This window comes from Candidatus Accumulibacter contiguus (assembly GCF_012940005.1).
Lineage (GTDB): Bacteria > Pseudomonadota > Gammaproteobacteria > Burkholderiales > Rhodocyclaceae > Accumulibacter > Accumulibacter contiguus.
This window is the reverse complement of record NZ_SPMX01000019.1, coordinates 14,464-36,261: the sequence shown is the minus strand read 5'-3', so window position 1 is coordinate 36,261 and position 21,798 is coordinate 14,464. Positions and strand designations below refer to the sequence as shown.

Genomic DNA, 21,798 nt, shown 5'->3' with positions numbered 1-21,798 from the left:
GCCACTTCATCGAGCGCGCCTTCGAGAATGCGAAAGGTTGCTGTGGGATGGCCGACTACCAGGTACGCAAGTGGCGGGCTTGGTACAACCACATGGCGCTCGTCTGCGTTGCACTACTCTTTCTCGTCAAGGAGCGGCGGCAACACTCACCCTACGCCGAGTTACTGTCCTGTGCCGATGTCGTCGACATGCTCGTGGCGCAGCTCCCGGTGAAGATTCACGGTCGCGAAGACCTCGTGCGAATCATCGCCGAGCGTCATGCACGGCGACAAAGCGCCCGCGACAGCGCCTACCGAAGGCAGCCGCCAGCACCCAAAAATGCCATTAGAATCTGTTAATGTAGAATTAAGATTCCGAACAACTACCGCAGTGGCTTGTTTTGCTGGCCCTGAGAACAGCCCGCTGCCTGGGGCCGCCTGCTGCACGACGGGCAGAGCTTCCTCTTTGACCCGTCCGAATCGAGCAAAGGGAACCCCAATTTCGATCGCAGGAATACTCATCCTGGCAAAGGAGTACCATGTGCGCACGGTATATACAGGAGCGACGAATGCGGACACGGGTGTTCAAAAGCGGGAATTCGCAAGCGGTGCGCATTCCGGTGGAGCTGCAATTGCCACCGGGAGTGAAGGAGGTCGAGATCGAAGCGACGCCCGGAGGGGACTTGCTGATCCGGCCGGCGTTGCGCCGGCTCACCGGCCTGGCTGACAGCTTTTCGGCGATGGGCGCATTGGGATGGTTTCCGGATGGCCAACGTCCCGATGCGGGCGAGGAGCTTGAGCGCGATTGGGGAACATGGGGCGCCGCCAAAGCCGGAAATGGCGAGCCGGGATGAAAGCGGTGCGTTACCTGCTCGACACGAGCATCTGCATCCATGCCATGCAGGGGAATCCGGCGCTTGCCAGGCATTTGAGCGAGTGCTATTTCGGCGACTTGCTGCTCTCGGCGATCAGCCTGGCGGAACTCGAATTCGGCGTCATCGTGGCAGGCGGCGACGGCGCAGCGCGTCGTGCGGCCCTCGACGCGGTGCTCAACGACCTCGTGGTGCTGCCCTTCGATGCCGCCGCCGCGCGCGCTTACGCCGCCGTTCGCCTGGCCGACCCGCAACGCACGCGCAATGCGCTGGACAAGCTGATCGGCGCACACGCACTGGCCGTGCAGGCGACGCTGATTACGGCCAACCCGGCGGATTTTTCGCGCATCCCGGGGTTGCAGGTCGAGAACTGGGCAAGCTGAGCGCCGGGCAAGCCCGATGGGTGGGTCAAAGGAGCGTTGGCGGTCGCCATCACTGGCCGCCGCTGCTTCGGCCAGGACTGGATACGTCGCTGACGATCGACTCTTGATCCTTCGCAGCTGGAGGCCTGCCTTGACATGCTACGGGAAACCCGTAGAGTTCAAGACATGCGCACGGTGATCGAAACCCCGACATTCCAGAGACAGGCCGCGAAGCTGTGGTCAGAAGACGAGCGACTGGACTTCATCGACTGGATTGCCGCGAATCCGCTCGCCGGGGACGTGATCCCTGGTGCGGATGGCGCGCGCAAGGTTCGCTGGAGCCGTGCCGGATCTGGCAAGTCTGGCGGGGTGCGGGTGATCTACTTCAATCTGAGTGCGCGGGAAGTCGTGCTGCTGGTGGCGGCGTATGGCAAGGCGGAACGTAGCAACATGCTGCCCGCCGAAATCGACAAGGTGGTGTGAGATGGAGAGTACGGGAATGGACGTTGACAAGGTGGCGACGGCTATCGAGGCCGATGCCGGTGAAGCGCTGCCGGACCTGTGGCAGGCGCTTGCCGAGGCGAGGGACGGGATGGGGCGGGTTACGACGCGCGAACAAATTCTGGTCCGCCAGGCGCGGAAGCAGTCCGGCCTGTCGCAAGCGGCATTCGCCGAGCGCATCGGAACCCCGGTGGCGACGCTGCGCGACTGGGAACAAGGACGCTTTGCGCCGCCGGGCGCGGTGTTGTGCCTGTTGCGCCTGATCGTCAAACATCCTGAGTTGTCGCAGGAGTTGAGCGAAGCGTGAGCTTCGCCGCAGGCCGTCTTACTCATGTGCCGCCGGGCGCGATGCTCGTGCGGCCAACCATTTTTTGAACGAGCTCTGACTCTCGCCGGAGGCTCGTCCCGCCAACAGGCCTTCGACGCTGATATCTTCCCCGACCTACTTCCTCTCGCACAGCAGCGGCGACGACGGCATCGTCCGCCAGTTGCGCAGGGCGCTGGCCGAGCTCGACACGTCGCTGACGATCGACTCGCGCACGTTTCACGGCGGCGACCCGCTCGAATCGATGATCCGCGCCGCGATCGACCGCTCGTCGGGCGTGCTGGTGCTCGTCTCGCCAGCTGGTCGAACTGATCAAAGCCATGGAGCGGCGCTTCCCAGGGCAACGCGAGCACTCGCTGCTCGCCAGCGTCGAAACTGTCGCTGCGCCGGCTGCCGCCGGCGCTACGCGAACGCGCGTTGGTGCTCGGCGTCTTCCATGGCGCGGTCGACCTCAGCGTGTTGCGGGACATGACCGGCTGGCAGCCGGCCGAGGTGCAGGCCTTTGGCGAAGCGCTGGTCGCCAGCGGGCTGGCCACCGCCGAAGCGTACAATCATCTCAGCCTGAACCTGGCGCTATGCCTGTATCTCGCCGCGCAACTGGAACCGGCGGCGCGCGCGGCGCTCGCGGAGCGCTGGACCACGGCGATGGGCAGTATGCCGGGTTCCTGGTCCGCGAGCAGCACCGGAAAAGCGAAATGGCTGCCGCGCTGACGCGGATGGAGCTGCCGAACTTGATGGTGCTGCTCGAAGCGGGCCAACTGCCTTACCAACCTCGGATGCTTTGACGAAGCGGCGCAGGCTTATGAACAGGCGATTTCCCTCGCCGAACAACGGCACGCCAAACGTGACGTCGCTGTCAACAAGAGCCAATTAGGCACCGTTCGGCTGCGGCAACGCCGCTTCCCGGAAGCGCTCGCCGCGTGGAGCGAGGCGCGCGAGCGCTTCACGGCACTCGGCGAAGCGGGGTCGGTAGCCAACTCCTGGCATGAAATCGGGATCGTCCACCAGGAAGCCAGCAATGGTGAGGCCGCCGAAGACGCGTACCGCCAGTCACTGGCGATCAGCGTACAGCAGCACGATGACAATGGCGTCGCCTTGCAGGCGAAGACCTTGAATCAGTTGGGCGTTCTCTACACCAAAGTCCTTGGCCTTCACGAAGACGGCGTCACCCACTTCCGGCAGGCGGCTGAGCGTTTTGTCGCGCTACGCGATGTGGCTGGCGAAGGCGCCACACGCAATAATCTCGCCGAGACGCTACGCCGCCTCGGCCGCCGTAAGGAAGCGCGTTACGAGATCGAACGCGCGATCGAGTGCAAGCGCGGCCTCGGCCACGCCGTCGAGCCGTGGACAAGCTGGGCCATTCTTGCCAACATCGAGAACGACGACAGGCGCGCCAGCGAGGCACGCCAAGCACACCTTCAGGCACGCGACGCGTACCTCGCCTACCGCCGCGACGGAGGCGAAATGGCTGCCGCGCTGACGCGGATGGAGCTGCCGACCTTCAGGCACGCGACGCGTACCTCGCTTACCGCCGCGACGGAGGCGAGAGAGACACCCACGGTGGAAAGTGGGCTGCCGAAATTGCTCATTTGCTGCTCGCTGTTAAAACCACTACCGCCAACGCGCGGCTCGCGCAACTCGCCGGCCTGCCCGACCCACCCGCCTGGCTGCCGCCCTTCGTCACCGCGCTGCAAGCCGTCGTCGCCGGCGAGCGCAGCGCGTCGCTCGCCGACGCGCCGGGACTCGACTACAGCCTTTCCGCCGAAATCCTGCTGCTGCTCGACCGCCTGGCCGCCGCCGGGCGCTGAGCCCGTGCCGGGGCCAGCGCCCGCCCGGACCGTCGACCGACCGGTCTTTTCTCGTTCGCTCGGTCGACCCCGATCCATGTTAGGCTCTGCGGCTCTTCCTCTCTCTCGCCGGCGCGCAACGCGGCTTCCGTCCGGAGAGAGGCCGCCCGCAGGTTCTGATAGAGACTCGACGACATGTTCCGATCCGTCCTGGTCCTTGTGCATTTCTTTGGCGTCATCGCCTGGGTGGGCGGAATGTTTTTCGCCTACTTCTGTCTTCGTCCCGCCGCCGCCCAGGTTCTTGACCCACCACAACGTTTGCCCCTCTGGGTCGCCACGCTCAAGCGCTTTTTCCGGGTCGCCGCCTATGCCGTGACCCTGGTCCTGGTCAGCGGCTTCACGATGCTTGCCCAAACCGGCTTCCAGTCGGCACCGCTTGGCTGGCACCTCATGGCCGGTCTTGGTCTGACCATGGCCGGTGTTTTCGCCTTCGCCTACGGCATCGTTTATCCCGGATTGCGATTGCATTGCGACGCGGCCGCCTGGCCAATGGCGGCGGCAACCCTGAATTCCATACGCCAGTTGGTGGGCGTCAATCTGCTGCTCGCGCTGTGCACGGTGGCCATCGCCGTCTTTTCTCGATCCTAGGCACACGGTGCGCCACACGCCGCCCTTGATCGGCGCCAGAACCGGCACCGGGAATTCCTGGAGCGCGCGCATCGGCACGCGCCAGGAATCTGCCTTGCCGCCTGCTGATGTGGATCAAATCTCCAGAAGACGCGAGCTTCGTCGCCGCCCAGGCTGGGGGCCACGTTGAGCCGGGCGACGGCCGCCGCGCAGAGTCGTCCCGCCTTGACGGCTCTTGGCGTCAGCCCGGCGCTCGCGCCCTGGTTTTCGTTCTTGCGGTGTTGGTCATGCCCCAAACCTGGGTCCCGTCAACGCTGGCGCGGCGCTGCCAGGCGTTTGAGCATGGCGCGCACGGCAGCGATCTGCAGGCCGTCACGGGTCGCGTAAGCACTGCCGGAATAGCCCCACCAGTCCCAACAGCCCAAGGGGTTGTATACCCATTTCCAGGACCCGAAGGCGAGGCCGCGGCGTGGTACGGTCTGCGGGTAGAGCACGATGATGCGGTTGTTGTCTGCCCAGGCGTTGTAACCGGCGCCATCGACGAAGCGTCGCCCGATCTGCGTGGCGCTCTGGCGACAGCCGTGAAAAGCGACATGTACCCGGCAGAGCGTGCTGCGGCAGGCCTGCGGCACATAGACGTACGCCTCGTCGGCGAGTCCCGCATCGATCGCCTGGCCGTCGACAAAAGGCCGTTGATCGAAACTCAGGACTTCGCCACGCGCTGTTCCGTCTGTCGCTTGCAGTGGACCGAGCATCTGGGCGAGCATTTCACCGGCGGCGTCGAGATTGCCACAACGGTTGATGAACGGCGCCTGCATGCTGCTGCAGGGATTGGCCTCGCGATCGGCGACCGAGATCATCGCGTGCGTGGCTTCGGGGACCTGGACGAAACGAATCGCTGCCGGCGGTAGCCACTCGGCGTAGAAAGCCGCCAGCCGCTCGACGACTGCGGTATGCACGGTCTCATCCTTGCCGCCGGAGAGCAGCCAGACACGGTCGTCGCGCAGATGTTCGAGGGAATCGATGTGGCCGGCGCGCGCCAGTGCCTCGGCGTGTGCCCGCAGTTCGGCGACCGACGGCAGTTCTGCCCAGGAGGACGGCGACATGCAGCGGCTGAGCGCACGCAGGATCGAACCTTTGGCGCAGTCATACGGTCCGCCGGCAATGATGCCGGCACCACGCACCAGTTGCGAATACGCGACCTGGAACTGTACCGCCATGTAAGCGCCCGAAGAAACGCCGGAGACCGTCAGTTCGCGCAGGTCGGCGGCCAGTGCCGGCAGTTCGGCGCTGACACCCGGCAGTGGCGGTGCCGCGATGACGGTCGGCAGGCCGAGCATCAGGAGAACGGCGACGGCAAGGCGGCGCAGGAAAGCGGAGGTGATCATGGTCATGGCGTGTTGCAGCAGGTGGCGATGATGAACATCGGGAGAGTACATGCTAGCAGATCGCCGTGCCGCTGGAATGGGTTACGCGGGTGTGATTCAAAGAGGGGCAAATGGGGGCAAATGAGGCCAGGGTCACATCTGAGAAATGCGATCACGTTGGGACGCCTGGACGGCTTCGAGATGCAGACTGTCATGGAATCAGAAGCGCACCCGGCCCTGCAAGCCGATGATGCCCGGATTGCTGACGGAGAACCGGGTTGAGGTACCATAAATGGGTTACGGAACTGGAGGGAAACCGTCGACGATGGCGGGCATTCAGGACCACCTTTTAACAAAACGCCCTGCTACCCGGAGAACGCTCATGAAGATCGACCACACGGAATTTGGCAGCATCAGCATCGATGGCACCATCTATGCGTACGACGTGGTGATTCGCCTGTCGGGTGCGGTGGAGAAGCGCAAGAAGAAGCTCTCGAAGCAGTATTTCGGCACCTCGCACACCATTTCACGCGACGAAGCAGAGTACGTCTATGAAAAGGGCTGCGACACCTTGGTGCTGGGCGCCGGGCAGTATGGCAACGTGCAGCTCTCGCCGGAAGCGGCGGCATTCTTCGCCGATCATCACTGCCGCGTCATCCTGCAGCCGACACCGGAAGCGATCAGGACCTACAATCAGTCCAAAAGTGGAACCGTCGGGCTGTTTCACGTGACCTGTTGAATCGGGCACAAAAAAGCCGCGCCAAGGCGCGGCTTTCGGGTTCTGCCGGATCGCTTAATGTGCGCGACTCAGGAATCTCCCTCCCCCTCGCGGGGGAGGGGTCGGGGGGAGAGGGAAACGGTCATGACCGTCAGTGGAACTGCTCTTCTTCTGTCGAACCGGTCAGCGCGGTCACCGACGAGGTACCGCCCTGGATCACGGTGGTGACTTCGTCGAAGTAGCCGGTACCGACTTCCTGCTGGTGCGAGACAAAGCTGTAGCCACGGTCGCGAGCGGCGAATTCCGGTTCCTGGACTTTTTCGACGTAGGCGGTCATGCCGCGGGCGACGTAGTCCTGCGCCAGGTCGAACATGTGATACCACATGTTGTGGATGCCGGCGAGGGTGATGAACTGGTACTTGTAGCCCATCGCGCCGAGTTCCTTCTGGAACCTGGCAATCGTCGCATCGTCGAGGTTCTTCTTCCAGTTGAACGACGGCGAGCAGTTGTAGGCCAGCATCTTGCCGGGATGCTTGGCACGCACGGCTTCAGCGAACTTGCGGGCGAATTCGAGATCCGGCGTGCCGGTTTCGCACCACACCAGGTCGGCGTATTCGGCGTAGGCAACGGCGCGCGAGATCGCCTGATCGAGACCTTTCTTCGTCTTGTAGAAACCTTCCGAGGTGCGTTCGCCAGTAACGAAAGGCGTGTCGTTGGCGTCGCAATCGGAGGTCAGCAGGTCGGCGGCTTCGGCGTCGGTACGGGCGATGACCAGCGTCGGCACGCCGCAGACGTCGGCAGCAAAGCGGGCGGCGATCAGTTTCTGCACGGCTTCCTGCGTCGGCACCAGCACCTTGCCACCCATGTGGCCGCATTTCTTGACCGAAGCGAGCTGGTCTTCCCAGTGCACACCGGCCGCACCGGCACGGATCATCGCCTTCATCAGTTCGAAAGCGTTGAGCACGCCACCGAAGCCGGCCTCGGCGTCAGCGACGATCGGCGCGAAGTAGTCGATGTAGCCCTTGTCGCCGGGGTTGATGTCCTTGGAGTACTGGATTTCGTCGGCGCGACGGAACGAGTTGTTGATGCGCTCAACCACCTTCGGCACCGAATCGACCGGATACAGCGACTGGTCGGGGTACATCGCGGCGTAGGAGTTGTTGTCGGCGGCAACCTGCCAGCCCGACAGATAGATCGCCTTGATGCCGGCCTTGACCTGCTGCATCGCCTGGCCGCCGGTGAGCGCACCCAGGCAGTTGACGTAGGGTTCGTTATTGACCAGATTCCAGAGCTTCTCGGCGCCGCGACGGGCGACGGTATATTCAATCGGGAAAGAACCACGCAGGCGGACGACATCAGCGGCTGAGTAGCCGCGCTTGATTCCCTTCCAGCGGGGGTTTTCTGCCCAGTCTTTTTCCAGTTCGGCGATCTGCTGCTCTTTAGTACTCATGTTCTTCCTCACGAAAAATGATCAAGTGCCGTGGCGACAATGGTGATGCACCAAAATGGGTCCGGGGAGCATTCCAGGCACCAATTGGGGGCAACCAATGGCATGCCAGTATAAATGGCTTTTCGTTTGTCGGCAACAGTCTTATATAAGACATAAGAGATATTTTTTAGTCTAGTGAAACAGTGGCTTGCAGGCCCGTTTCCGCATTGCGAAAGGAAATTGTTTTGAGTGAAATGCCCACAGCCTACGCCTGCCGTCTTGCCGGCGCGAAGACCAGTTCCGGGAGGACGACTTCCCATTGCTCGCAGCGAATCCGGTCGAGATATTCGGGCTCGCTGTCGCTCCGGTAGCGGACGAGGATCGCCGCCACGCATGCCGCGACGCAGTCCATCCCGGCTGGTGGGGTGTAACTTGCGGCAAGTTTCCCGACCTGTGTGCCTTGCGCATCGTACAGTAGCCAGCGCCGGTCTTCCTGCCGCAGATGCAACACCGCACCGGGCGTCAGCGCGGCGATTCCCCGGTGGACCGGATGGCTGGGCCACTGTCGACCGGCAAAGCCGAGGTCTACTTCGCCGGGGTGGAGTTGCTGATAGCGCCAGGACAATTCGGCTGCCGGTGCCGGCAGTTCGCTGGCCGTACGGCGCAACAGCGAGGCGGACTCCGGCAGTTCGTCGATGAGGTGCTTACCGCGATCGAGGCGTGCCAGCAGCAGCGTTTGCCGGGCGCGGGTCATTGACACGTAGTACAGCCGGCGCTCGGCTTGCGGATCTTCGCTGGCGTTGCAACGGTCTTCTGGCGGTTTCCAGCCCCCATCGAGCACCGCGACATGATCAAATTCGAGACCCTTGGCGCGGTGCGCGGTCAGCAGCAGCAAGCCGCTCTGCCGGCGCCGCGCTTCGCGTCCCCATTCGGCAAGCCATTCGATGAAGTGTTCACGCGGTAGTTCGGCGTCACCGGTCTCGTGGCCGTATTCATTCACCGCTGCGTCGAGCAGCGCGTGCACCGGACTGTCGGGTAGTTCGGCCAGCCAGGTGGTGATGGCCGGAGCGTTGATCAGGCGGCGTGCATCGTCGTGCAGCCAGGTGAGCAGCCTTTGTGTGTCGCGCTGGCGCCAGAACTGCGCATTTGCTTCACTCGCCATCTGCACCGCAATGCCATGCATTTCGCAGAAGCTGCGCATTGGCTGCAGCCATTTCCATTCGCGGGCGATCACCGCGCAGCGTGCCCAGTCCCAGTTCACCGTCAGGCTGGCCAGACGCTGCAACTCGCCGAGAACGGCCATTGCCTGGGTGCGAGCATCGCTGCCGACCGGTAGGATCTGGACACGGCCCTTGCTGACCGGGTCGATCTTTGCCCAGTCGCCGCCGGGCGGCTGCTGGCGTCGCGCGCGATCAATGCGGATCGGCTGCGCCTCTTTCATGCGGTTCGCCGCCGGCGCGATGAGGCGATTGGCAACGTCGATCAGATGTGCCGTGGCGCGGTAGTTGTCCACCAGATGCACGGCGCGTGCCGCATAGTCGCTTTCGAAGCGACGGATGAATTCGACCGAGGCGCCATTGAAGGCATAGATGTTCTGGTCATCGTCACCGACCGCGAAGAGATTCAGGCGTGTGTCCTCGTCGCGCAGACTGCGCCCGGCCAGCGCGCCGATCAGTTCATATTGCTGCGGCCCGATGTCCTGGTACTCGTCGACGAGGATCCAGCGAAAACTGCCGAGCAGCCGGTCGCGCCGCTTCTCGGCCTCTTCGTCGGCCTGCTCCGGCGGCAGTTCGTCTCCCTTGAGCAGGCCAATCGCCTGCCTGCGAACGTCGTCGATCGCTGCCGCGAAATTTTCGTCACCGAGGCGCCGGTCGCGTCCGGCGAAGCTCGCACCGACCAGCCGCATGGCCAGCGCATCGCAGGTGAGGACGTTGACCAGATGCGCCTCATCGCCGATCAGATAAGCGAGGCGTTGTCGGATCTGCGCCGCGGCGTGGCGGTTGTACGCCAGAGCCAGAATGCCGCGCGGGTTCTCGCGGCGAACGCGAACGAGGTAGGCGATGCGGTGTACCAACACGCGCGTCTTGCCCGATCCGGGGCCAGCAAGGACCAGTACATTGGCGTTCTCACGATCGTCGGTGACGATCCCCTGCTGCACCGGGTTGGCGAGCGCCTCGACGATCCGGCGCCAGGATTCCGGTGTCGTCTGCCGTGCCAGTTCCTGTTCGCGGTCAGGCAGCCAGCGTTGCATGAACTCGTCGCGCGGCAGGCGGAAGTAATCGACCGTCAGGCGCAGCGCATCGGCCATCGTCTGCAGGCCGCGCTGGACATACTCGGCCATGACGTGAATCTGTATCACCTGTTCGTCGTAATGCAGTTTCAGCGGAGCGAAGTCGGACTGGCGAAACTGCCGTTTCCAGTCGGGTTCGAGGTGGATGGTCATTGCCGGGCGGAACACTGCCAGCCCCTTGTTGAGGCGAATCACTTCCTGTTCGTGCAGCCAGAGCAGTGCGCGGTCGAGCAGCCGCGAGGTCTCCCTGACTTCCGACTTGAGCAGCAGGTCGGCTTCGAGTGTGGCGAGCAGCCGACCCAGTGTCGTTTCGGCGAGCTGGTCGGCGCCGCGTGCGCCGGCCGGCAGACTGGCGATCATATGCCCGAGCAGATGGCCGGCGGCGGTACGCCGTAGCTGTGCAGTCTTCGCGAGTACCGACCAGTCGCGCTGCAGAGTGATCGAGATCATTTCGGCGTCGATGCGACGCACAGCAATACTCCCGAGTCCGCCGTCGTCGTTGTGGCCGTCACCTGCAATGCCGGTGAGCAATTGGCGCAGCCGTGCCGGCAGGGCGCCGGCGTGGCCGTCATCCTTCAGACGCTGAGTCATCAGGCGCAGGTGCAGAAGCGACGACTCGCCACGCACCAGATCAGGAGCCTGTTCACGCAACAGGTCGATCAGTGCGAGTTCGAGTCGCGACGCCTTTTCAAAGCGCTGCGACGACGGATTCTCGACGCCGACCTGCAGGTAGGCGGTCAGCGCCATGTCGTTGCTGGCGATCCCCAAACGTTCGAGATCGTGCAGCGCGGTGCGCAGCTTCTCCGGACCCAGACCGGTGACCCCCATCAACTCGTCGGTCGATAGCCCCTCGTCGGCCGCTGCGCCGATCAGCGCATCGACCAGCGCCAGCAACTGCCGCTGGTACTCCGCTTGCAGTCCTGCGCGCGCCAGCCGCTGGCGCGCCTGCTCGACCGAGCCGACGCGCAACGACGAGGGGAAAACCTGCACCTGATTCTGCTCACGTGTCAGCAGGCGGGCTTCCTCGAGCCAGCACACGGCAGTGCGCACGCGCGTGTCGTCGGTGGCGCTGTCGCGTTCGAAGCCGCCGTTTTCGTCTTCGGCGAGGATTTCGCCGGGCGTGGCGATCACCTCGCCGTCCTTGCGTTTCTTGCGATCGAGTTGGCGCAGCGAGCGCAGAATCGTCTGGATTTCCTTGCGACTGAGCCGCGAGCGCGCCGACATGCCGAACTGGCGCTCGACATCTTCCGGCGTGTACAGCAGCACGCAGCGTGCCGCCTGCTGATCACGGCCGGCGCGGCCGGCTTCCTGCAGATAGTTTTCGAGTGAGCCGGGAATGTCGGCGTGGATCACCAGGCGAACATCGGGTTTGTCGATTCCCATGCCGAAAGCGTTGGTCGCCGCGATCACCCGCCGCCCGCCGCAGATGAAGGCTTCCTGTCGACAGCAGGCCGTTGATGGCGACGCAGCTATCGATGCCGCGTGCCCGTAGTCCAGCGACCTGGTCGGCCATCAGGGCGACCAGCGGCGAAATGACCACCGTCAGCGCACCGGTCTTCTCGAAGCGCGACAGCGCTGGAATCTGGTAGCACAGCGATTTGCCAGTGCCGGTCGGCAGGATCGCCAGCAGATGTTCGCCGGAGAGCGCCGCTTCGACGATGCTCTGCTGCAGCGGCCGCCCATCGGTGCCGGTCGGTTCCGGCCGGAATCCGGCAAAGCCGAACCAGCGTTGCAGCTCCTTGTCGGCGTCATGGTGCTTGCTGCACCAGGGGCAATCGGCTTGCCCGCAGCCGAGGTCGCGCAGGCGCCGGATCAGTGCGCCGGCGCCGGGAAACTGATGCCGCACCCATGGCGGCAGCACCGAGTTGCCACCAGCGACGGACAGCCAGGCGAGCGCGTAAGCCAGTGACCAGTGGCTCTCTGCCGCGTCATCGGTGACTTGCAAGGCCTGCGTCCGGCATCCCTTGCCGTCGAGAAAGCGCGCGATTGCCTGCTGCGCTTCGTCGTCGCTGGGGCGAAGCTGGCGCCGCAGCGTCGTGAAAAAACTGTGGATTCCTGAAAGCCGCTGATCGAACGTCGTCAGCCAGTGCCAGGCGAGCATCAGTTCGGGTGTTGCGCACTGACATTGCTGCAGCGCCTGATACTGGTCGTGGAACAGTTCGAGCGTCAGTTGCGCGTCGAGCAGCGGATCGTTGAGCTGCCCGCGCTTGAGCCCGCCGTCCTGGTAATGCTTGACGAGGTGATGGTAAGGGTGGCGAGGGAAAGCCAGCGGATTGAGCCACAGCGTATCGATCACCGGCAGAGCCAGCAGCCGCAGGCGAGGGTCGGCCGCGGCGAGGTGCGGCCGGTCGAAGTGAATGAAGTTGTGACCAATCAGGAAGCGGCAACCGTCGGCGAGTGCATCGAGGTGACCGAGCGCAGCCGCCAGGTCGCCGCGATCGAAACGGACGGTTTCGCCAGTGTCGCCGCGTACTGCCGCCAGTTGCTGGATGCGTCCGCTGCGCAGACCGACTTCAAGGTCTATCGACAGGCAGTTGGGTTGGAAGGGCAGGGGGCTCGGCGGGTTTTCAGCAGTGCTGCACATGTTCGGCATGATACCCGCTGGCCTGGACGGCATCGCCATCGAGCGGTGCACAATTTCGTCAGCCTCAAGGTAGAGGCAATAGGGCGCGGGTCGTGTCGATATGGATCAATGCGTCGAAGCGCTTTGTTGGCGACGAGTGCCAGTAGTGTTTCTCGAGTTCCGCATCGGGCAGGTAGTTGACGCCGATGTCCCGGTCGAGCTGTTGCCGATCGAGCGCGTCGATGAGATCGGCATTGCCGCGAAAAACCAGCACGAACGCCGGCAAGCCGACGTCGTGCAGCAGACGGCTCCAACTTCCTTCGATCGCCGGTCTCAGCGTCTTGACCCGATCCGGAGTCGTCCAGCCGGTAGCGGCACGGACACTGCCGCTGAAAGTGGTGATGCCCACCAGGTAAACCGCCTCTTCACCCATCTGTTCTCGCATCAGTTGGCCGATCGACAGCTCACCCGCCAGCACCTGATCGGTCGCGCGCGCGTCTCCCTGATGGGTGTTGTGTGCCCAGACGACGATCTTGCCGTGTCGTTCGAGAAGTATCCGCAGCGACTCGGCGAGAAAGCGTTCGCGCAGATTCCAGGAATCGCGGGAGCCGAGTGCATACAGCGTCCGGTAGTAGGCTTCAGCACCAGCGATCGTGCGCGCGCTCATCAGCGCGGCAAACGCAGCCGGCGCTGGATCTGCTCCAACAAGTTTGCGCATTTTCTTCAGACGGGATTGCACCGATCTCTCGCAGGAAGGCATGCTGCCGTTGGCCACATCGCGTCCATAGAGCTGTGGATCGAGCGGCGGCCGGCTGTATGGGGCGAAGCACCGGTAGTCGCGTCTGGCCTGCCTGACGGCCGCTGGATCGTATGTCGTGAGGTAGCGCAGGACCTGGTCGATCGCTTCCGGAACGCCATACAGATCCATTCCGTATACCGAGATGGCCGGACTGGTGGGCGGCGAATCCTCTTGCGATTCCTTGAGATATTCGAGAAAGCCGGCGAACTGTTCATTCCGCCACACCCAGCGCGGGAAGTGCTGAAACACGCGCAAGGCGGTCGTCGCATCCGCTCCGCGCAGCCTCCCCTGGACGAAATCGTCGAGCCGTGTCGCCGGTGCCCAGCCAGCCTCGAGAACCAAGGCCCGGAAGCCTTTCTCATTGATCAGCCGTTGCGTGATGCGGGCACGTTCGTCGTAGAACTCGGCACTACCGTGCGTCGCTTCGCCCAAGAGGACGATGCTCGCATCGCCGATCGAAGCAAGCAGTCGATCGTAGTCACTGACCTTGTTGGTGATGGCCTGAGCGTTGTCGCGCATCCGGGCGACCAGTGCCGATGCAGGCGGCTGCGCACTCTCGCCCGCCAGGAGTCCCTGGCAGGCGAGCAGCAACAGAACCTGGATGGCCAGCCGCCGCAAGCGGCTCATCGGCGGCGGACGGAAAAACATCCTCGGAGCAGCTGATCTCATGGATTTTGCGATGTAAAGAGTAGGATGACCCGTGCGGGACAGAACATCCAGCGCCGCTGGCGAGAGTATATTTTTCCTCATCAACCGCGGTCAATCGCCGAATGAATTGGAGCATGCTCCGTACCCAGCCTGTGTCAGGGCTTGCCGCTACCCGTGCAACTGGTCTATACCAATTACCAATACTTTGGACTAGGATCCGATCATGAAGACAGGCCTTCGATCCCAAGCACTCTATCGCGCCGCCGATCTGCGCAACATCGAAACGGTCGCTGCTCACCAGCCCTTGATGGAGCGCGCCGGACTGGCTGCTGCCGACCTCGCGACCTCGCTGTGCCGCCTGCAGGGGGGGGCGTTGCTGGTTCTCGCCGGGCCGGGCAACAACGGCGGCGACGCTTTCGTCGCTGCCCGCCACCTGCGCGAACGTCGCTTTGCCGTGAGCATGGTCTTTGTCGGCGAACTCGGCCGTTTGCCGAAGGATGCCGCAGCCGCCTGCAGACGCTTCATCGACGACGGCGGCAGCGTGCTCGAGAGCATTCCCTCCGGCCAGCGCTGGGCGCTGATCATCGATGGCCTCTTCGGGATCGGTCTGCAGCGTCCGATCGGCGGTTTCCATGGCGAACTCGTTCTGGCCGCCAATGCCCTTGCCGCACGCGACCGCTGTCCGCTGCTCGCCCTGGACTGTCCGAGCGGTCTTGACGCCGATACCGGAAAACTCTGCGGCACGACGATTCGCGCCAGTCACACCATCACTTTCATCGCCGCCAAACCGGGTCTGTACACTGCGGATGGCCCGGATTACTGCGGTTCGATCTCGGTCGCCACGCTCGACCTCGACGCCGAGCGGCTGGCGATAGCGACGGCACGGACGATCGGCACCGACCTGTTCGCCGATTGCCTGCACCCGCGTGCCAAAAACAGCCACAAAGGCAGCCATGGCAGCGCCGGCATTCTCGGTGGTGCGAGCAGCATGGTCGGCGCCGTTTTCCTGGCCGGTCGCGCAGCGCTCAGGCTCGGCAGCGGGCGCGTCTATCTCGGCCTGCTCGATCGACAGGCGCCTGCGATCGACCCGTTACAGCCGGAACTGATGCTCCGCAAGCCGGACGCTCTGCTCGCCGCCGGCCTCAGCGCGCTCGCCTGTGGTCCAGGCATGGGGTGCGACGACGAAGCCATCACGTTGCTCGAACGCGCCAGTTTGCTCGACATCCCGCTCGTGCTCGACGCTGACGCGCTGAATCTGCTGGCGGGCGCAAACCGTTTGCAGCAGGCCGTGCTGGCGCGCCAGGGGCCAACGCTGCTGACGCCACATCCGACCGAGGCGGCCCGCCTGCTTGCTTGCGACACCGCCTTCGTCCAGTCCGACCGTGCTGGCGCCGCGCTGGCAATCGCCGCGCGTTACCAGGCAATGGTGGTGCTGAAGGGCTGCGGCAGCATCATCGCCACGCCTGCCGGCCGCTGGTTCATCAACACCAGCGGCAATCCCGGTCTCGCGACCGCCGGCAGCGGCGACGTGCTCAGCGGTTTCATCGTGGCGCTTCTGGCGCAGGGCTGGCCGGCGCTCGAAGCCCTGCTGGCCGCGGTGCATCTGCACGGCGCCGCGGCCGACGAACGCGTCGCCAGCGGCTGCGGACCGGTCGGCTTGACCGCCGGAGAACTCATCGACAGCGCGCGCGCCGGTTTCAACCGCTGGGTGGCGAACGGCCGATAGGCCATCGGCTATGCCGTCTTGAACAGCCTCGCTGCCTCCTGCTGACCGAGCTCGAAATAGCGCTTCTGGGCGCTGCTGTCCTTGAGCGAAATGGTCATGCTCTGCAGGTCCTTCGGGCGCAGCACGTGCAAGGGCTTGGCGTAATAGCGCCGGCCGCCGATCTCGGCGCTCGTTGTACCCATCGCCTTGAGCATCTCGTTGATCAGGGTCGCCTGCGCGAAAATGCGGGTGTTGGGCAGCGTCAGTTGCAGGTCGCTGACCAGCAGGTGCGTGTCGATGCTGTTGAACGGCAGAGTCAATGGCTTCGCGTGGTAAAGCCTTTCGAGTTCGCCATGGTAGTCGTAATCGGTGAAGTCGACGGCGATGATCTCGTCGACTTCATCATCCTCGAACAGCGTCCGCAGCGGTGTGTTGTCCAGGTAGCCGCCCTCGATGTAGTAATCTCCATCAATGCTGATCGCCTTGAAATAGGGGAGGGTAGTGATGCCGGCGAGGAAAGCGTCCATGAATACATCGAGACTGGCATCGTCAATGCATGTCAGGATCTCATTGACGTTGAAAAACCATCCCCGACGCTGGCTGAGATTGGTCGCGCGGATGTCCCAGCGCAGCGTCTTGAGATGCTCGGCCAACAGTTCGCGGCGGCGCTTGTCATCGAGCAGCAGCGACTTGCGGCAACTGTCCTTGTCGACGGTGAACAGATGCGTGCCGGTGGGCAGCAACTGCGGGCGCAAGCCGAGAAAATTGGCAAAGATATGAAAAATGTCGGTGACGTTGAGCCGGACCGTGCGCGTCAGGACCGGCGGCAGCTCTTCGTGCCACCAATCCCAGAGCAGATAGTCGAGGACGATATTGTTTCCCGAACTGGTCGAAGCGATATGCACGATCGGCACTTCGTTGCGCTTCAGCCACACCAGCACTCCTTCGCTGTAAAAGCTCCGATAACCGCCGCCCGATGCGACGAAACCGTATCTGGCCATGATCGTTCCCTCTGCGTGTATGGGTGGGATGCCGGTCAGCACCGGCATCCGGGACAATTTTGACACATTTTGCCGGGCACGCTGGCAACGGCGTGGCAGGTATTCCCGGAACTTCTGTTACCTTTACGGTTTTCTGAATCGAGGAGAGACCAGCAATGGACGGATCGCAGATGCTTGCGGGGTTTCGCGCAAAGTTCCGGGTTGACGAGTTGCTGGTCGCGAGAACCCCTGCCTGGTCGTGGTCGGTACGACCTGGCCAGGTAACCCTGGGCTGCGGCGTCTTGTCGCTGAATCGTCATGCGGCGCAATTTTCGCAGGTCACGGCTGCAGAAATGGCGGATCTCTCCGGTTTGCTCGGGAAACTCGAGAGGGCAGTGCAGTCGGCTTTCGGCTACGATCGCATCAACTACCTGATGCTGATGATGGTCGATCACCAGGTGCATTTTCACGTCATTCCCCGTTACGCGGCCAGTCGCCAGTTTGCCGGGCTGGAGTGGGTCGATCCGGGCTGGCCGGCTTTCCCGGCGCTGGCCGAACAGCAGCACGATCGGCAGGCAAGCGTTCTCGCGCTGATTCACCAGGAACTGCAGGCGGCCTGTAGCGATTGACTGCGCGTCGCCGGTCAGCGGCGATACGCCCAAGCCGTGAGGCCTGGCGGTGGGGGGCACTACTTTTCGTTGCGCCAGTCGCGCAGCGTTTCCTTGCGCGGCAAGGGCGGATCCTTGTCGGCGCGATGATCGCGGATGAGCGGCAGTGCGGCGCCGAGAACGAATAGGATGCAGATGCCAAAGATGATCCAGCCTGCGTTCATTGCCTCTCCATTACCGTGAGGGGGAGGGTTGAGGGAAAAGGACAGGACTGGCAGAAATCACTGACCGGTCTTGTTCACCCGTTGAAAAAGCCCGCGCAAGGTGCTCTGAATGTCGGCAGGCAGGAGGACGATCTTGGCGTTGTCGGACTCGGCGATCTTGCCGAGACTGGTGATGTATTTCTCGCCGAGCAGGTAGAGCATCGGCAGTTCGTTGTCGCCAAAAGCACGATTCACCTTGGTGATCGCCTGTGAGGACGCTTCGGCGAGGGTCACCTGCGCTGCGGCATCGCGCTTGGCCGATTCCAGGCGTGCTTCGGCGGTGAGGATCATCGACTGCTTTTCGCCTTCGGCACGGGTGACCATCGCCTTGCGCTCGCGCTCGGCCGAGGCCTGCATTTCCATTGCGCGCTGCATGGACTGCGAGGGTTTGATGTCCTGGATTTCAACCGACTTGACGGTCAGTCCCCAGTCCAGCGCTTCGTCGGCAACGCCGGCTTTGAGACGCGCCTTGATGGTGTCCCGCGACGACAGCGCCTGGTCGAGCTCCATTTCACCGACGATCGAGCGCAGGGTGGTCATGATCATGTTGCGGATCGCTTCGGAGTAATCCTGGACGCCATAGACGGCTTTCACCGGGTCGGTGACCTTGATGAAGGCGATGGCATTGACCACGATCACCGCGTTGTCGCGCGTGATCACCTCCTGCTCCTGGACATCGAGAATGATGTCCTTGGTGGTGACCTTGTAGGAGACGATATCGATGTAGGGAATGATGAAGCGCAGTCCGGGCAGCAGGGTGCTGTGGTACTTGCCGAGGCGCTGCACGACCCACTCTTCGCCTTGCGGAACGATGCGAACGCCATTGGCGACGGTGACCGCAACAAAGATGAGAAGGACAATCGAAAATATGGTCATACCAGTCATCTTGCTTGCTCCACTTTGATGTAACTGCCTTCGACAGCGACGATGCGAACCCGTTCACCCGCCCTGATCGTCGTATCGGCGTAGCACTCCCAGACGTCGGCACCGAGAATCGGTTTCTGAAAACGTACCTGAGCACGGATATCCGGGGTGATCCCGGTGATCAGGATGCCGACTTCGCCGGCCACGTTGGCGGCCGAGGTGCCGACAGAGGTCATGGTGCGAGGTTTGAGATAGCGAAACCAGAGCCCGACCAGCGCTGCCGAGAGCGCTGCCCAGAGCAGGATCTGACCTGCCACAGGGAGTTCCGGCATGGCCAGCAGAATGGCGCCGACGCCTGCTGCGGCGATGCCAAACCAGACCATGAAAAATGCCGGGATGGCTATTTCGGCCATCGTCAGGATCAGTCCGAGGACCATCCAATGCCACCATTCGGGCGAAAACATAGTGCCTCTCTCCATCTGCCCGCACGCGCCGGATGGCGGCGGCACATCGCCGTAGTGCCTAGAAGTGCATAGCGTCGGCACCGGGATGTGGATCGATTAGACGCCATAATACCGCTGCTGGCAAGTCACAGCGGGAAGTCCCTGGCAAGCGGCCGGCAGACGGTGGCGTTCTGGCAGAGAACGGTGTGGCGACCGCGCTGGCTTTCGAGGGATTTGCTGATTGACATGATCCAGTTCCAACGACAGAATCTTCGGCAACCAGTCAGGAAAACGACAGAATGCGCATACTGTGCGAAGTCTCGTGTTGTTGCACAGGATGCCGCATCGCCGATCCGCGCGGACCTGAGGGTTGTCCGAATGGCTTTGCCGGGGTGCTGCCGGTCCTGGTGAGGAGCACCTGCCGGCGCGCGGCGAAAGGGGGAAGTTGGCGCTAACCTTGATGCAGGGCGCGCTGGCGACGCTGGCCACTCTCCTCGGCGCTGGTATTGCAGTTCATCATCCGCTGTGGCCGGCATTGTTGAGCGGACTTTTTGTCGCCTGGTGCCTGGCCGTCTGCTGGCGCCCGGACATCTGGCTGTTCGTTCTACCGGCACTGTTGCCAGCCGCCAGTTTTTCCGCGTGGACCGGATGGATCGGCATCGATGAGTTCGACTTGCTGGTGCTTGGCGCGGCGGCTGGCTGCCATGCGCGCATGGCAGCCAGACGATTACGGTGCATGTCGCAACCCCAGGCGGTTACCGAGCAGTCCGCCGGGCCGCAGTGCTTCGCGAGTCCATCCGTTGACTCGCGCCGGGAGCCTGAGCAGACAAAGTCTTTCGGCTGGACGAAGATCGGGATCGGCGCGCTGGCAATGTCCTACCTGTGGGCAACGCTGCACGGACTGGCCGATGCCGGCGGCTTTTCCCTGGGGTGGTTTCAGGGGTATGAAGAGCCCTTGAATAGTCTGCGCACGGCCAAGAGCTTCTTTCTGGTGCTGCTCTTGTTACCGGCCTTGCGGAGCCAGATGCTGGCGGGATCGGTACTGGCGGGGCAAGGCTTGGCGGCCGGGATGGCGAGTGGCCTGGGCGTGGTCGGCCTGGCCGTCGTATGGGAACGTAAGGGGTATCCAGGATTGCTTGATTTTTCAACGCCTTATCGCAGCACCGCGCTATTCTGGGAAATGCATGTCGGTGGTGCGGCAATCGATGCTTTCCTCGCTCTGGCGGTGCCGTTTGCGGCCTATGCAGTGGTGCACGCGCGCACCCGATGGCGCTGGGCGGTCGCTGCGTGCCTGGCGGTGGTCGCTGGCCATGCCTGCCTGACCACTTTTTCTCGTGCCGTATATCTGGGTGTCGGCGTGTCCTTGGTCGTCCTCGCCTGGCGCTTGCCGGCGCCCTGGTTGCGGCGATCTCGGCTGGCGTGCGCCATCGGGCCTGCCGCCACCGCCAGAGTCCCCGAGCCGGAGCCTTGGCGGCGGAGGGGAACTCGGGTGCTGGTCGGTGTACTGATCCTTGAGGTTCTCGCGGTCCTGTGCCTGGGGGATTTTATGGGCAGCAGGGTGTCGGCCGGCGAGCGCGATCTGGGTGGCCGCGTGCAGCACTGGCAAGAGGGCCTGAGCCTGCTGCGTGCGCCATCGGAATGGCTGCTGGGCAGAGGGCTCGGGCGTTTCCCGGCAAACTATTCACAGACCGTTCCCGGACGTGCGCTGCCAGGTCGCCTGCGGATCGTCGAAGCAGGCGAGGGGAGCCATCTGCGCATTTTCCGAACGCCCCACAGCGTACGTGCTGGTGGCGCTTTCGAACTGCTTCAACGCGTTCCGGAGCTTGTTGCAGGGAGCACTTATACGCTGGCGATGGATCTGCACGCGCCGCAGCCAGCGAGACTGCGCGTGGGCTTGTGCCAGCAGCATCTTCTGTATGCCGCGGCCTGCGCGCAGGCTGGCCTGGCCTTGCCGAGTACGGACGATGAATGGCAGCATTTCGTTGTGACCCTCACTGCGCCCAAGGGCTGGTCCCGAGGCTGGCCGGCATCGTGGCCGGGATTTCTCTCGCTACGGCTGGAGGGGGGGGCGGATTTCGTCGATGTGGATCATCTGAGCGTTCTCGCTGCGGATGGCCATCAACTACTCGGCAACGGTGATTTTTCCGGCGGCATGGCGCACTGGTTTTTTGCCGGTCGCCATTACTTCCTGCCGTGGCATGTCGACAGCCTGTTCCTCGAGATGCTGATTGATCAGGGAGCCGTTGGCCTGCTTCTGCTGCTCGGCCTGCTGGGCATGGCGTTTGCCAATCTGCTGCAGGGTCGCGGACGCGCGCATGTCCTCGCACCTTACTTGCTGGCGGCCCTGGCTGCTTGTACGGTCGTCGGGGTGTTCTCAAGTGTCCTGGATATGCCGAGGTCTGCTTTCCTGTTCTACTTGCTGTTATGCTTTGCCCTGTTTCTCGAAGGGCGTTCCCCTGCAGGCATTCCACGCGCCTCCCCGTATTCCTGAAAACCCCCAGAAAGTTGCCGCCCAATGTATAATCCCAGCATAAATCAGCCATTCAATTTATAAAATATCTTTTTCTATCCTATGCTTATCTGGTTTTTTTGAAAGCAGCATCTTACTTTTCACCATGCACAGCACGGCTTGTTACCCCTGGTATTGTCCCCGGCTTGTGCATTAGGTC

General features: G+C 63.2%; 22 protein-coding genes and 3 pseudogenes. 15 read left to right on the top strand and 10 right to left on the bottom strand.

The annotated features are described in order from the left end of the window. The 8 genes and pseudogenes from E4Q08_RS08865 to E4Q08_RS26060 all read left to right on the top strand — a co-directional run. Nucleotides 1-338, top strand: a pseudogene (locus E4Q08_RS08865) (IS701 family transposase); the annotation flags it as partial. A 179-nt stretch (nt 339-517) separates the two neighbouring features. After that, nucleotides 518-832, top strand: a complete 315-nt coding sequence (locus tag E4Q08_RS08860; protein ID WP_372703583.1) for an AbrB/MazE/SpoVT family DNA-binding domain-containing protein — start codon at nt 518-520, stop codon at nt 830-832. After that, on the top strand, nt 829-1,233 hold the full coding sequence (locus E4Q08_RS08855; protein ID WP_169070118.1) for a type II toxin-antitoxin system VapC family toxin: 405 nt from the start codon (nt 829-831) through the stop codon (nt 1,231-1,233). The genes E4Q08_RS08860 and E4Q08_RS08855 overlap by 4 nt, the downstream gene beginning before the upstream one ends. 165 nt (nt 1,234-1,398) lie before the next feature. Then, a complete protein-coding gene (locus E4Q08_RS08850) occupies nt 1,399-1,695 on the top strand; it encodes a DNA-binding protein (RefSeq protein WP_169070117.1) in 297 nt (98 codons plus the stop codon). Nucleotides 1,696-1,711: 16 nt separating this feature from the next. Then, on the top strand, nt 1,712-2,020 hold the full coding sequence (locus E4Q08_RS08845) for a helix-turn-helix domain-containing protein (protein WP_169070116.1): 309 nt from the start codon (nt 1,712-1,714) through the stop codon (nt 2,018-2,020). Nucleotides 2,021-2,138: 118 nt separating this feature from the next. Next, nucleotides 2,139-2,510: a toll/interleukin-1 receptor domain-containing protein gene (locus E4Q08_RS26065; protein ID WP_372703584.1), complete on the top strand. Its 372-nt coding sequence runs from the start codon at nt 2,139-2,141 to the stop codon at nt 2,508-2,510. Beyond that, nucleotides 2,456-2,749 (top strand): hypothetical protein, encoded by a 294-nt coding sequence (locus tag E4Q08_RS08835; protein ID WP_169070115.1) that lies wholly within the window; start codon nt 2,456-2,458, stop codon nt 2,747-2,749. The genes E4Q08_RS26065 and E4Q08_RS08835 overlap by 55 nt, the downstream gene beginning before the upstream one ends. Before the next feature lie 102 nt (nt 2,750-2,851). Continuing rightward, nucleotides 2,852-3,040: pseudogene (locus E4Q08_RS26060) on the top strand (hypothetical protein); the annotation flags it as partial. Nucleotides 3,041-3,088: 48 nt separating this feature from the next. Here the strand turns inward: E4Q08_RS26060 and E4Q08_RS25420 are convergent. Continuing rightward, the gene (locus tag E4Q08_RS25420; RefSeq protein WP_256435966.1) at nt 3,089-3,211 is read right to left on the bottom strand and encodes a hypothetical protein; all 123 of its coding nucleotides are present in this window, start codon (nt 3,209-3,211) and stop codon (nt 3,089-3,091) included. On the opposite strand from E4Q08_RS25420, the pseudogene E4Q08_RS26055 reads away from it, so the two are divergent. The 3 genes and pseudogenes from E4Q08_RS26055 to E4Q08_RS08820 form a co-directional block, all read left to right on the top strand. After that, nucleotides 3,158-3,343: pseudogene (locus E4Q08_RS26055) on the top strand (hypothetical protein); the annotation flags it as partial. The gene E4Q08_RS25420 and the pseudogene E4Q08_RS26055 sit on opposite strands and share 54 nt — an antisense overlap. Nucleotides 3,344-3,627: 284 nt before the next feature. Further along, nucleotides 3,628-3,846 (top strand): hypothetical protein, encoded by a 219-nt coding sequence (locus E4Q08_RS08825; RefSeq protein ID WP_169070099.1) that lies wholly within the window; start codon nt 3,628-3,630, stop codon nt 3,844-3,846. A gap of 174 nt (nt 3,847-4,020) precedes the next feature. Continuing rightward, nucleotides 4,021-4,473: a CopD family protein gene (locus E4Q08_RS08820; RefSeq protein WP_169070114.1), complete on the top strand. Its 453-nt coding sequence runs from the start codon at nt 4,021-4,023 to the stop codon at nt 4,471-4,473. 287 nt (nt 4,474-4,760) lie between these two features. Here E4Q08_RS08820 and E4Q08_RS08815 read toward each other — a convergent pair whose 3' ends face one another. Beyond that, nucleotides 4,761-5,891 carry an extracellular catalytic domain type 2 short-chain-length polyhydroxyalkanoate depolymerase gene (locus E4Q08_RS08815; RefSeq protein WP_248594795.1) on the bottom strand — a complete coding sequence of 377 codons (1,131 nt, stop codon included), beginning with the start codon at nt 5,889-5,891 and terminating at the stop codon, nt 4,761-4,763. 310 nt (nt 5,892-6,201) lie between these two features. Between E4Q08_RS08815 and E4Q08_RS08810 the strand changes: the two genes are divergently transcribed. Further along, the gene (locus E4Q08_RS08810) at nt 6,202-6,558 is read left to right on the top strand and encodes an Mth938-like domain-containing protein (RefSeq protein WP_034908547.1); all 357 of its coding nucleotides are present in this window, start codon (nt 6,202-6,204) and stop codon (nt 6,556-6,558) included. Nucleotides 6,559-6,688: 130 nt separating this feature from the next. Here the strand turns inward: E4Q08_RS08810 and aceA are convergent, their stop codons facing one another. The 4 genes from aceA to E4Q08_RS08795 form a co-directional block, all read right to left on the bottom strand. Further along, complete coding sequence (gene aceA, locus E4Q08_RS08805) at nt 6,689-7,987, bottom strand: isocitrate lyase (RefSeq protein ID WP_169070113.1); 1,299 nt, start codon at nt 7,985-7,987, stop codon at nt 6,689-6,691. 244 nt (nt 7,988-8,231) lie between these two features. Next, nucleotides 8,232-11,639 carry a UvrD-helicase domain-containing protein gene (locus E4Q08_RS08800; protein ID WP_308240091.1) on the bottom strand — a complete coding sequence of 1,136 codons (3,408 nt, stop codon included), beginning with the start codon at nt 11,637-11,639 and terminating at the stop codon, nt 8,232-8,234. Continuing rightward, nucleotides 11,542-12,849 carry a DEAD/DEAH box helicase gene (locus tag E4Q08_RS25685; RefSeq protein ID WP_308240089.1) on the bottom strand — a complete coding sequence of 436 codons (1,308 nt, stop codon included), beginning with the start codon at nt 12,847-12,849 and terminating at the stop codon, nt 11,542-11,544. The genes E4Q08_RS08800 and E4Q08_RS25685 overlap by 98 nt, the downstream gene beginning before the upstream one ends. A 55-nt stretch (nt 12,850-12,904) precedes the next feature. Continuing rightward, entirely contained in the window at nt 12,905-14,266 is a 1,362-nt protein-coding gene (locus E4Q08_RS08795) for an erythromycin esterase family protein (protein ID WP_169070112.1), read from the bottom strand. 223 nt (nt 14,267-14,489) lie between these two features. Here E4Q08_RS08795 and E4Q08_RS08790 point away from each other — a divergent pair, with 223 nt between their 5' ends. Next, the gene (locus E4Q08_RS08790; RefSeq protein ID WP_169070111.1) at nt 14,490-15,992 is read left to right on the top strand and encodes an NAD(P)H-hydrate dehydratase; all 1,503 of its coding nucleotides are present in this window, start codon (nt 14,490-14,492) and stop codon (nt 15,990-15,992) included. An 8-nt stretch (nt 15,993-16,000) separates the two neighbouring features. Here E4Q08_RS08790 and E4Q08_RS08785 read toward each other — a convergent pair whose 3' ends face one another. After that, nucleotides 16,001-16,972, bottom strand: a complete 972-nt coding sequence (locus E4Q08_RS08785) for a patatin-like phospholipase family protein (RefSeq protein WP_034919856.1) — start codon at nt 16,970-16,972, stop codon at nt 16,001-16,003. A 155-nt stretch (nt 16,973-17,127) separates the two neighbouring features. On the opposite strand from E4Q08_RS08785, the gene E4Q08_RS08780 reads away from it, so the two are divergent. After that, entirely contained in the window at nt 17,128-17,580 is a 453-nt protein-coding gene (locus E4Q08_RS08780; RefSeq protein ID WP_169070110.1) for an HIT family protein, read from the top strand. A 59-nt stretch (nt 17,581-17,639) separates the two neighbouring features. On the opposite strand, the gene E4Q08_RS08775 is transcribed toward E4Q08_RS08780, so the two are convergent. From E4Q08_RS08775 to E4Q08_RS08765, 3 genes are read right to left on the bottom strand one after another with little or no spacing between them, the layout of a single operon-like run. Beyond that, nucleotides 17,640-17,783 (bottom strand): hypothetical protein, encoded by a 144-nt coding sequence (locus tag E4Q08_RS08775; RefSeq protein ID WP_169070109.1) that lies wholly within the window; start codon nt 17,781-17,783, stop codon nt 17,640-17,642. Nucleotides 17,784-17,840: 57 nt separating this feature from the next. Next, nucleotides 17,841-18,707, bottom strand: a complete 867-nt coding sequence (locus tag E4Q08_RS08770) for an SPFH domain-containing protein (protein WP_169070108.1) — start codon at nt 18,705-18,707, stop codon at nt 17,841-17,843. Beyond that, nucleotides 18,704-19,150: an NfeD family protein gene (locus E4Q08_RS08765; protein ID WP_169070107.1), complete on the bottom strand. Its 447-nt coding sequence runs from the start codon at nt 19,148-19,150 to the stop codon at nt 18,704-18,706. Before E4Q08_RS08765 ends, E4Q08_RS08770 begins: the two co-directional genes overlap by 4 nt. Before the next feature lie 424 nt (nt 19,151-19,574). On the opposite strand from E4Q08_RS08765, the gene E4Q08_RS08760 reads away from it, so the two are divergent. After that, the gene (locus E4Q08_RS08760; protein WP_169070106.1) at nt 19,575-21,620 is read left to right on the top strand and encodes an O-antigen ligase family protein; all 2,046 of its coding nucleotides are present in this window, start codon (nt 19,575-19,577) and stop codon (nt 21,618-21,620) included. Nucleotides 21,621-21,798: the final 178 nt, after the last annotated feature.